This window comes from Aurantiacibacter xanthus, from assembly GCF_003584015.1.
Lineage (GTDB): Bacteria > Pseudomonadota > Alphaproteobacteria > Sphingomonadales > Sphingomonadaceae > Alteraurantiacibacter > Alteraurantiacibacter xanthus.
Genome location: NZ_QXFM01000114.1, coordinates 104,776 through 114,081, shown reverse-complemented (window position 1 = coordinate 114,081; position 9,306 = coordinate 104,776). Strand labels below are relative to the sequence as shown.

The 9,306-nt window shown below is 67.7% G+C and carries 9 protein-coding genes; 4 read left to right on the top strand and 5 right to left on the bottom strand.

Going from position 1 to position 9,306, the window contains the following annotated elements; genetic code table 11:
* On the bottom strand, positions 1–296 hold a 296-nt coding region (locus D2V17_RS14560; protein ID WP_147367424.1), incomplete at its 3' end, for a transcription antitermination factor NusB.
* A 57-nt stretch (positions 297–353) separates the two neighbouring features.
* On the opposite strand from D2V17_RS14560, the gene D2V17_RS14555 reads away from it, so the two are divergent.
* Entirely contained in the window at positions 354–509 is a 156-nt protein-coding gene (locus tag D2V17_RS14555) for a DUF1674 domain-containing protein (protein WP_119593529.1), read from the top strand.
* On the opposite strand, the gene D2V17_RS14550 is transcribed toward D2V17_RS14555, so the two are convergent.
* From D2V17_RS14550 to D2V17_RS14535, 4 genes are read right to left on the bottom strand one after another with little or no spacing between them, the layout of a single operon-like run.
* Positions 506–1,102 carry an SNARE-associated domain-containing protein gene (locus D2V17_RS14550; RefSeq protein WP_119593528.1) on the bottom strand — a complete coding sequence of 199 codons (597 nt, stop codon included), beginning with the start codon at positions 1,100–1,102 and terminating at the stop codon, positions 506–508. The genes D2V17_RS14555 and D2V17_RS14550 overlap by 4 nt on opposite strands.
* Positions 1,103–1,121: 19 nt before the next feature.
* Complete coding sequence (gene hemH, locus D2V17_RS14545; RefSeq protein ID WP_119593527.1) at positions 1,122–2,144, bottom strand: ferrochelatase; 1,023 nt, start codon at positions 2,142–2,144, stop codon at positions 1,122–1,124.
* Positions 2,141–4,435 (bottom strand): molybdopterin cofactor-binding domain-containing protein, encoded by a 2,295-nt coding sequence (locus tag D2V17_RS14540; RefSeq protein ID WP_119593526.1) that lies wholly within the window; start codon positions 4,433–4,435, stop codon positions 2,141–2,143. The genes hemH and D2V17_RS14540 overlap by 4 nt, the downstream gene beginning before the upstream one ends.
* Positions 4,436–4,479: 44 nt before the next feature.
* The gene (locus D2V17_RS14535; RefSeq protein ID WP_119593525.1) at positions 4,480–5,445 is read right to left on the bottom strand and encodes an Mrp/NBP35 family ATP-binding protein; all 966 of its coding nucleotides are present in this window, start codon (positions 5,443–5,445) and stop codon (positions 4,480–4,482) included.
* Positions 5,446–5,581: 136 nt separating this feature from the next.
* Here D2V17_RS14535 and hflK point away from each other — a divergent pair, with 136 nt between their 5' ends.
* From hflK to D2V17_RS14520, 3 genes are all read left to right on the top strand, one after another.
* Positions 5,582–6,715: a protease modulator HflK gene (gene hflK, locus D2V17_RS14530; RefSeq protein ID WP_119593538.1), complete on the top strand. Its 1,134-nt coding sequence runs from the start codon at positions 5,582–5,584 to the stop codon at positions 6,713–6,715.
* Between the two features lies 1 nt (position 6,716).
* Entirely contained in the window at positions 6,717–7,559 is an 843-nt protein-coding gene (gene hflC, locus D2V17_RS14525; protein ID WP_119593524.1) for a protease modulator HflC, read from the top strand.
* A gap of 155 nt (positions 7,560–7,714) precedes the next feature.
* Positions 7,715–9,256, top strand: coding sequence for a Do family serine endopeptidase (locus tag D2V17_RS14520; RefSeq protein WP_245978731.1), 1,542 nt, complete (start codon positions 7,715–7,717; stop codon positions 9,254–9,256).
* The last annotated feature ends 50 nt before the right edge of the window (positions 9,257–9,306 follow it).

Below are 9,306 nucleotides of genomic sequence, written 5' to 3'. Positions count from 1 at the left end.
ACCGCGTGCGGCGGGGTGTCGAGCCGCAGCCACTGCGCCAGCATCATCCGCAGCACCGCACGCGCCTTGGCATCGTCGGGCAGCGGCTTCCTGGTGGCGCTGTCGATCAGCGCATCGAGATCGACCAGCCAGCGCAACACTTCGGCCGCAATGGCGCGAGCGAGCGCGCGGTCGGCGAATTCGGGCAGGCCATTGGCCGCGCCGCCCGCCTGCTCCATGGTCTCGCCGCGCCGCAGCACAGCATCGAGCATCTTCAGCGCCGCCTTGCGCGCGCCATGTCCGGGAATTGTCGCCATCGCCTTGCCCTAGCGACGGTTGCGCCGCAGCGCCAGTGGGCCCATATCGGCAAGGCTATGCAACGAGCCACCAAACGCCCCGCAACCTTCACCAAGCCCGTGCACTGGACCAACGATCCGCTGCCCGCGCCGCAGAAGGGCGCAGACAAGGAAGAGCTGAGCCCCACCCGCTATGGCGACTGGGTGAAGGACGGCATCGCGATAGATTTCTAGTCGCGCGGTTGTTCGGGCGGCTTTTCGTCCGGCTTGCCGAGCCAGCGCGCCCAGTCGATCTTGGTCATCGCCACCAGCCCCGCCAGCAGCAGCAGTTGCAGCGCAATCGACAGCGGACTGGTGAGCGTTTCCTGAAAGGTCTCGCCGAAGCTGGTGTGCTCGGCCACCAGTTGCGCCGATCCGGCATAGAAGGTGTAGGACACCAGCCGCCCGACGAAGAACGCGCCCACGAACGGCGCGAGCCGCATGCCCGCCAGTCCGAGCGCGCCGAACATCTGCGCCGAAGGAAGCGGCGAGACCGCGAAGAACACCAGCGCCATCAGCCCGCTGTGGCGCTTGCCCTCGAAGGCGGCGCGGGCGGCGGCGAGGTTGGCCTTGGTCTTCTCCGACAGGCGCGAGGCGAACAGGCGGAACAGATGCGCCAGCACAAACCGCCCGCTTGACGAGGCAAGCGCGGCGATCACCACCAGCGCGGGCAGCGGCAATTGCGAGCGCAGTCCGAACAGCAGGATCACCGACCATGTCGGCGGCCCGAAGGCGGGTAGCAGGTTGACGGCGAACACCACCAGAAACAACAGGACATATTCGTTCACGATGTTGACCCGGTAAGGCTCAGAGCCAACCGGCCAGCTCGCGCCGCATCAGCGCTTCGAGCATGGCCATGCCTGCATCGCCCGCGTTGAGGCAGCTGAGCGCGGCGAACTGTTCGCCGCCCGCCTCGGTGAACTGCTCGCGCCCGCGGATCGCTAGCTCCTCCAGCGTTTCGAGGCAGTCGGCGGAAAAGCCCGGCGCGGCGATGGCGATGCGCCGGGTGCCCTTCTTCGCCTCCGCTTCGAGCACCACGTCGGTCGCAGGTTCGAGCCACTTGGCGCGGCCGAAGCGGCTCTGGAAGGTTGTCACCATGCGCAGCGCAGGCCGCGCCAGCGCGGCTTCGAGCAGGCGCGCGGTCTTCATGCAGTGGCAGTGGTAGGGGTCGCCCAGCTCCAGCGTGCGCGCGGGCATGCCGTGAAAACTCAGCAGCAGCACCTCGGGCTGGAAGGCCAGCGCGTCGAGCTGCGCGCCCAGATCCTGCGCGAGCGCGGCGATATAGGTGGGGTCGTCGTGGTAAGGCGGGAGGGTGCGCAGCGAGGGTTGCCAACGCTTTTCCCGCAGCCAGTCCCCAGCCTTGTCCACAACCGTGGCCGTGGTGGCGGCGCAATACTGCGGATAGAGCGGCGCGAGCAGAATGCGCTCGCACCCGGCCTGCATCAGCTTGTCGAGCTGGTCGGGGATCGAGGGCGCGCCATAGCGCATCGCCCAGTCGACCATGACGCCATCGCCCAGCCGCTGCTGCAGCCCGCACGCCTGCTGCGCGGTGATCGCGGCCAGCGGCGAGCCTTCGTCGGTCCACACCTGTTGGTAGGCATGGGCGCTCTTCTTGGGGCGGGTGTTGAGGATGATCCCGCGCAGGATCGGCTGCCACACCAGCGCGGGGATTTCGATCACGCGGGGGTCGGACAGGAACTCGGCCAGATAGCGCTTCACCGAGGGGGCGTCGGGCGCTGTCGGCGTGCCGAGGTTGACGACCAGCACCCCGATCTTGCCACTGGCAACGGAGGGATGATCGGCGGGAAGGTTCTGCGGTGTCCAGGTCATGCGAGCGCGGATATAAGCGGAAGACGGCGCAAACGCAGCCCGGTCGCGGCAAAAAAGGCATTGGCGACGGCAGGGGCCACGGCGGCCACCCCGATTTCGCCCGGATCGAACGGCGGCAGGTCGCTGGCGATGAACTCAACCGCGATCTCGGGGCAATCGGCCAGGGTCGGCAGGCCAAGCGCGGCGAGCCGCCCGTGCGTGGGCAGGCCGTCGGCATAGTCGGTAGCCGAGCCGAGCGCGAGGCTGAGACCGAAGATCAGCCCGCCCTCGATCTGCTGCAAGGCGAGGTCGCGGTTGACCACCCGGCCGATGTCGACACAGGCGGCGATGCGGCTCACCCGAACCCCGCCCGCCCCGGCGCTGGCCGTGGCGATCACCGCGATCCGGCCCGTGGCGGGGGCCTGCTCGCCAAGGCCTGCCACACCGTCGCTCATGACATGGCAGGCGAGGCCCTGCCCGGTGCCCGGCGCGCCGCCGTCCCACTCGGCCATACGCGCAACCTGCTGGAGGCAGGCCGCCAGCCGCGCGTCTCCGCCGAGCATGGCCATGCGGTAAGACAACGGCTCGCGCTCGTACGTGCGCGCGATTTCGTCGAGGAAGCTCTCGCGCATGAAGCAGGTGATCGCATCGGCGCGCCCGCGCATCGGCGCAGTGGGCAAGGCAATCGCCACCGACACATGTTCGACCGCGACGTTGGGGATCGCATAGGGCGGGTCCATGCCCTCCACCGCGAAGGGATCGGCTTCGCCCGCAACGCTGTCGATTGCCGCCCAGCTGGTCTGGTTGTCGAACAGGCGGCAACCGAATTCGCGCATCGTCGGCGGTGACGCGAGCCGGGCACGCAGGGTGGCGATGGTGCCATCGGCGCTGACCTGCGCGCCAAGAATCCCGACGGCGGGCATGCGCGGATAGCTTGCGACATGCTCCTGCCAGCGCGACCATGTCAGCTGCACCGGACGCCCCGCCTCGCGCGCCAGCAGCGCCACCTCGATGGCAATGGCATTGTCGAGCCGCCGGTCGAAACTGCCGCCCGCCGACACCGGATAGAGCACGACATTGCTGGTAGAGATACCGAGCGCCCGCGCCGCCGCCACGCGCGCCGCCTCGGGTGCCTGCGTCGCCAGCCACAGTTCGAGCGTTCCGTCGATCAACCGTGCCGTGGCGCTGCTGGTTTCCAGCGTGGCGTGGAGCGCCGGGGCGATCTCGTAGCGACGCGCCTCGTTCGATTGCAGGCCTTGTGCGCCATTGCCGCGCGTAGCGAATACCTTGGCCTTGCCGCGCAGCACCGCCTCGTCGAGCTTGGTGGCGATGGTCTCGCTGCGCACCGTGCGGACATAGGAGAACCGCGGCGCGATTTTCTTCAGCGCCTCTTCCGCCGCCCACCATGTCTCGCCCAGCGCCGCCAGCCAGTTCTTGCCGCGCACCAGCTGGATCAGGCCGCGTTGCCCGCTTGCCAGCGCAGGGTCGAACTGGGCCAGCGTCGCCTTGTCGAGCGGCGCATGCCGGATCGCGGCATAGACCATGTCGGGCAGGCGCACATCGGCGGCGAACACATGGCTGCCATCGACCTTGCTCGGCAGGTCGAGCCGGGGGAAGGCCGTGCGCGGCTGATCGCCCAGCGCGATATCGCCGACCGGCTCCGATGGCGATTGCGCCCTGAGCGGCGGCACCTCGGGGGCATCGAAGCGCGCCGCGTCGAGCGCCAGTTCGGCAAAGCTCGCGACGTTCTCGCCGTGGCGGATGAAGCCGCCCGCCGCCTCGCACTCCTCCCAGGCGACATCCCACCTATCCGCCGCGGCCATGGCCAGCATTGCGCGCGCCGATGCCCCCGCCTCGCGGCAGGCCAGCTCGTAGGCGGGCAGCGTAAAACCCTGCGCGGTGGCAGTGAAGTTGTTGCCCTGTGCAAACCGCTCGACAAGGAAATCATCGGGCTGGCTGGCAAGATCGGGCAGCAGTGGCCGCCACAAGGGCACCCAGCGCGCGGCAAGCGGGAGGTTGGCATAGGCCCCGCTCACCGGCGCGGGCTCGACCGCCACCTGCCGCCAGTCGGCCCCCAGCTCCATCGCCACGATCTGCGGCAGCAGCGTGGTGACGCCCTGCCCCATTTCGAGCTGCGGCACGGCCACGGTGACGACGCCGTCAGCCGCGATCTTGACCCATGCGTCGAAAGCGACCTCGTTGTCAGACGGCGCCAGCGGATTGTCGAACTGGCGCGGCAGCAGCGTCCAGGCGACGAGCAAGCCGCCGCCCAGCGCGGCCCCTGCCAAAATTCCTCGCCGTGTCAGCTGCACCGCAAACGGTCCTCCCAGGCCGATGTCACGCTACTGTGCCCGGCTCAGGCGGTGCGGTCCAGCCATGCGGAAAGCTGCTCGGCGATGGCGGCGAACGGTGCCCCGTGCGGCAGGTCATTGGCGGCGGGCGGCTGGCCGGTGTCGCTCGCCACACGGATCGCCATGTCGAGCGGAATGCGCCCGAGGAACGGCACGCCCAGCGACTGCGCCGCGCTTTCGGTGCCGCCGTGGCCGAAGGGATTGCTCGCCTCGCCGCAATGCGGGCAGACATAGCCCGACATGTTCTCGACCAGCCCGATGATCGGCACTTGGCCCTGCCGGAACAGGTCGATCGCGCGGGTGGCGTCAATCAGCGCCAGATCCTGCGGGGTGGAGACGATCACCGCGCCCGCCGGCTTGAACTTCTGCAACATGGTCAGCTGCACATCGCCGGTGCCCGGCGGCAGGTCGACCAGCAGGGTATCGACATCGCCCCAGTCGGCCTCGATCAGCTGGCCGAGCGCCTGGCCCACCATCGGCCCGCGCCAGGCAATCGCCCGCCCCGGCTCGATCAGCTGGCCCATCGACAGCAGCTTCACCCCGAATTCGCTTTCGCTCGGGATCAGCGTCTGGCCCTCGGCGCGGTGCTTCTCGTTCTGTGTGCCCAGCAGCAGCGGCTGCGACGGGCCGTAAACGTCCGCATCGACCACGCCGACCTTGCGCCCAGCCTTCGCCAGCGCAACGGCAAGGTTGGTGGTCAGCGTCGACTTGCCGACCCCGCCCTTGCCCGAGCCGACCGCGATGATGCGTCGTTCGACCTTGTCGGCCATCAGCGCCACGCGCACTTCGGTAACTCCGGGCACGCCGCCCACGGCCTGTTCCAGCTCGCTCTGGAGCTGCGCGGCGGCGCTGCGCCCCAGCCCGGAGGCATCGGCAATGATGGTGGCAATCCCGTTGGCGAATTTGGCGCTTCTGACCATGCCCGAAAGCTCTGCGGGAATGGCGGCGCGAACTGTGTCATCCATGCTCATGACGCTGCCCCTAGCCCGTTTGCGCCCGCCAAAGCACCGAAAACTTGCTTGTCGCCCCTGTTTTTCGTGGCAACCCGCCTTATACAGTAGGGCTATGGAACGACTGGGCGGGAAGATCGAAAGGATCGCACTGGCAATGGCCGGCAAAGGTAGCCCCTGGGGCAAGCCCTCGGGCAACAATGGCGACAACTCCGGCGGCAACGGGGATGGCACGCCCACTCCCACGCCATCGGGCGAAGATGGCCCGCGCAACCCCTGGTTGCCCGGCGGCAAGGATGGCGCGCGCGGTTCGGCCAGCATCGAAGACCTGTTCAAGAACCGCGGCCCCGAAGGCCCGCGCCGCACCGGCGGCCCGCGCGGCCCCAACTTCCGCATGCCCGAACGCCCCGGCGGCAAGAGCTGGTTCCCGATCGCCATCGGCGGCGTCGTGCTGCTGTGGCTGGGCCTCACTTCGGTCCACTTCGTGCAGCCGCGCGAGGCAGGCATCAAGACCTGGCTCGGCGGGCAGTATGCCGGGCCGATGCAGCCGGGCACCAACTTTACCTGGCCGTGGCCGATCCAGATGGTCGAGGTCGAGAACGTCAGCCAGATCCGCCTCGAAACGATTGGCGGCGGCGACGAGAACCTGATCCTCACCGGCGATCAGAATCTGGTCGATCTGTCCTATATCATCCGCTGGAACATCAAGGATCTGTCCCAGTTCAAGTTCCAGCTTGCCGAGCCGGGCGAGACCGTGCGCGAAGTGGCCGAAGCGGCGATGCGCGCCTCGGTCGCGGAGACCGATCTCGATACCGTGCTGTCAGGCTCAGGCCGCGAGCAGGTGGAGTTCCGCGTGCGCACGCGCATGCAGGCGATCCTCGATGGTTATGGCGCGGGCGTCGCGATCCAGGGTATCGAAATCGACAAGACCGAAGCGCCGCAGCAGGTGATCGAGGCCTTCAACGACGTGCTCGCCGCCAGGCAGGATGCCGAGCGTAACCTCAACGAGGCACGCCGCTACGAACAGCAGCTCCTCGCGCAGGCGCAGGGCGGCGCGGCCGAGTTCAACGAAATCTACGAGCAGTACCGCCTCGCCCCGCAGGTGACGCGCCAGCGCCTCTATTACGAGACCATGGAAAGCGTGCTTGCCGAAACCGACAAGACCATCGTCGAAAGCGGCTCGGGCGTAACCCCCTATCTGCCGCTGCCCGAACTGCGCCGCCGCTCGCAGGAGGCTCAGGGCAACAGCGTGACCATCACGCCCCCGCAAGCCAAGCAGGAGGGCCAGTAAGATGGAAGCGATCTGGCAACAGCACAAGTTCGCCGTCATTGCCGTCGTTGCCCTGTTGGTGGCTCTGGCAAGCTCGGTGGTGATCGTCCCTGAAACGAAGCAGGCCGTGGTGATCCGCACCGGTGAACCCGTACGCAAGATTAACGCCTTCAACCCGAAACAGCCTTATGGCCAGACGGGCGCGGGTCTCGTCCTGCGCATGCCGATCGTCGAGCGGGTGCAGATGGTCGACCGCCGCATCCTCAACCTCGACATGGATTCCGAAACAGTGCTGTCGCAAGATCAGCAACGTTTGGAAGTCGATGCCTATGCCCGCTTCCGCATCATCGACCCTGTGCTGATGGTGGAAAGCGCCGGCACCGAAGAGGGGCTGCGCAACCAGCTCGCGCCGATCATGATCTCGGTGCTGCGGCAGGAACTGGGCCGGCGCACCTTCGCCAGCCTGCTCACGCCCGAGCGCGGCAATGCCATGACCCGCATCCGCCAGGTGCTTGACGCGCAGGCGCGGCGCTATGGCGCGCAGATCCTCGACGTGCGCATCAAGCGCGCCGATCTGCCGCAGGGCACCCCGCTGCAGGCCGCTTTCAACCGCATGCAGTCCGACCGGCAGGAAGAGGCCGAGACGATTCGCGCCGGTGGCCGCCGCGATGCGCAGATCATCCGCGCCGAAGCCGAAGCTGAAGCCGCCAAGATCTATGCCGACGCCTTCAACAAGGACCCCGAGTTCTACGATTTCTGGCGTGCGATGCAGTCCTACCGCCGGACTTTCGAGACCGGAAACGGGGAAAGCTCGATCATTATGGACGGCAATAACGAGTATCTGCGTCAGTTCCGCGGTCGCTGACGCGACCGCGCGGCTGGCTAAGGGAATTTATCGACTACACTTGTCGTTAAACCCGCATTCAGCCGCAGTACGCTGGAAAAGGCGCTGGACGTACCCAATCTACCGGCAGGACCAAAAAGCTCCTGCATGTTGCAGTTAGAGAGGAACATAAGGACGTGAAGCCCGTGCGCTATTCCTATGGCATTACCGCCGCCCTGCTGACCAGCGGTGCGGTCGTCTCGCTCGTCACCGGCCACCCCGCCGGAGCCCAGGTCGCCCAGAACGACCGCGTGCAGATGGAGAACGTGGTTCCCCGTGCTGGCGCGCCGTCGAGCTTTGCCGACCTCACCGCGGCCTTGCAGCCGGCAGTGGTCAATATTTCCACCCGCCAGCGAATCACCGTCGAGAACCAGAACCCGTTTGCCGGCACCCCCTTTGCCGATCTGTTCGGCAATCGCGGCGGTGGCGGCCCGACCACGCAGGAAGCCCAGTCGCTCGGTTCGGGCTTCCTCGTTTCGGCCGATGGCTACGTGGTGACGAACAATCACGTGGTCAGCCCGCCCGATACCCGCGCCAAGCTCGAAGGCGTGACTGTGACGCTGGCCGATGGCACCGAATATCCGGCCGAGCTGGTCGGCACCGATCCGCAGAGCGACCTTGCCGTGCTCAAGATCCAGCGCTCGGAGCCCTTCCCCTTCGTTCACTTCGGCGGCTCGACCGAGGCGCGCGTGGGTGACTGGGTGATCGCCATCGGCAACCCGTTCGGCCTCGGCGGCACGGTGACCAGCGGCATCGTCTCCTCGGTGCTGCGCACGGCCGGCGGCGGCGCTTACGACCGCTACATCCAGACCGACGCCGCCATCAACCGCGGCAACTCGGGCGGCCCGCTGTTCGACATGCAGGGCAATGTGATCGGCATCAACAACGCGATCTATTCGCCCACCGGCGGCAGCGTTGGCATCGGCTTTGCCATTCCTGCCGACATCGCCCAGCCGATCGTCGACAAGCTGATCAACGGCGAGGAAATCCTGCGCGGCTATCTCGGCGTGCGCATCCAGCCGGTTGACGACGACATGGCCGAAGCGCTCGGCATCGAACGCAATCGCGGCGAGTTCATCCAGATGGTCAGCCCCGGCGAACCGGCAGAGAAGGCCGGCCTGAAAGCGGGCGACGTGGTGCTGAAGGTCGATGGCAAGGATGTGACCCGCGACAATTCGCTGTCGTACATCGTCGCCAACATCGCGCCGGGCACCACCGTGCCGGTCCGCATCCTGCGCGAGGGCCGCGAACAGACGGTGCGCACCACCGTCGGCCGCCGTCCGAGCGACGAGGAGCTGCGCCAGCAGCAGATGTTCAGCGGCAATGACGACGAAGACGCCGCACCCATGGCTCCCAACCAGGGTGGCGGCCCGCTGGCCGAGCTGCTCGGCATCCAGGCGGTGCCGGTGACCCCGACGATCGCGCGCCAGCTTGGCGTTCCGAACGACACCACAGGCCTTGCCATCACGGTGGTCGCGCCCAATTCGGATGCGGCGCGCAAGGGCCTCTCGCGCGGGGTCATCATCCTCTCCGCGAACGGCACCCCGGTGGCGCAGGTCGCCGACCTCGAAGCCATCCTGCGCGAGGCGCGCGACAGCCGCCGCGGCGCGGTGCTGCTGCGGGCACAGGCGCGCGGCGGTCAGCCGCAGTCGGTCGCGGTGCGACTGCTGAGCGAATAGGCCCCGCAAGCAAGCGGCAACGGCCCAGAAAAAAGGCCCCGTTCGGCACG

Bases quoted from the DNA above. Each gene is read 5' to 3' on its own strand.
- D2V17_RS14535 (WP_119593525.1), bottom strand. From the start codon at position 5,445: ATGAGCATGGATGACACAGTTCGCGCCGCCATTCCCGCAGAGCTTTCG.
- hflK (WP_119593538.1), top strand. From the start codon at position 5,582: ATGGCCGGCAAAGGTAGCCCCTGGGGCAAGCCCTCGGGCAACAATGGC.
- hemH (WP_119593527.1), bottom strand. From the start codon at position 2,144: ATGACCTGGACACCGCAGAACCTTCCCGCCGATCATCCCTCCGTTGCC.
- D2V17_RS14555 (WP_119593529.1), top strand. From the start codon at position 354: ATGCAACGAGCCACCAAACGCCCCGCAACCTTCACCAAGCCCGTGCAC.
- hflC (WP_119593524.1), top strand. From the start codon at position 6,717: ATGGAAGCGATCTGGCAACAGCACAAGTTCGCCGTCATTGCCGTCGTT.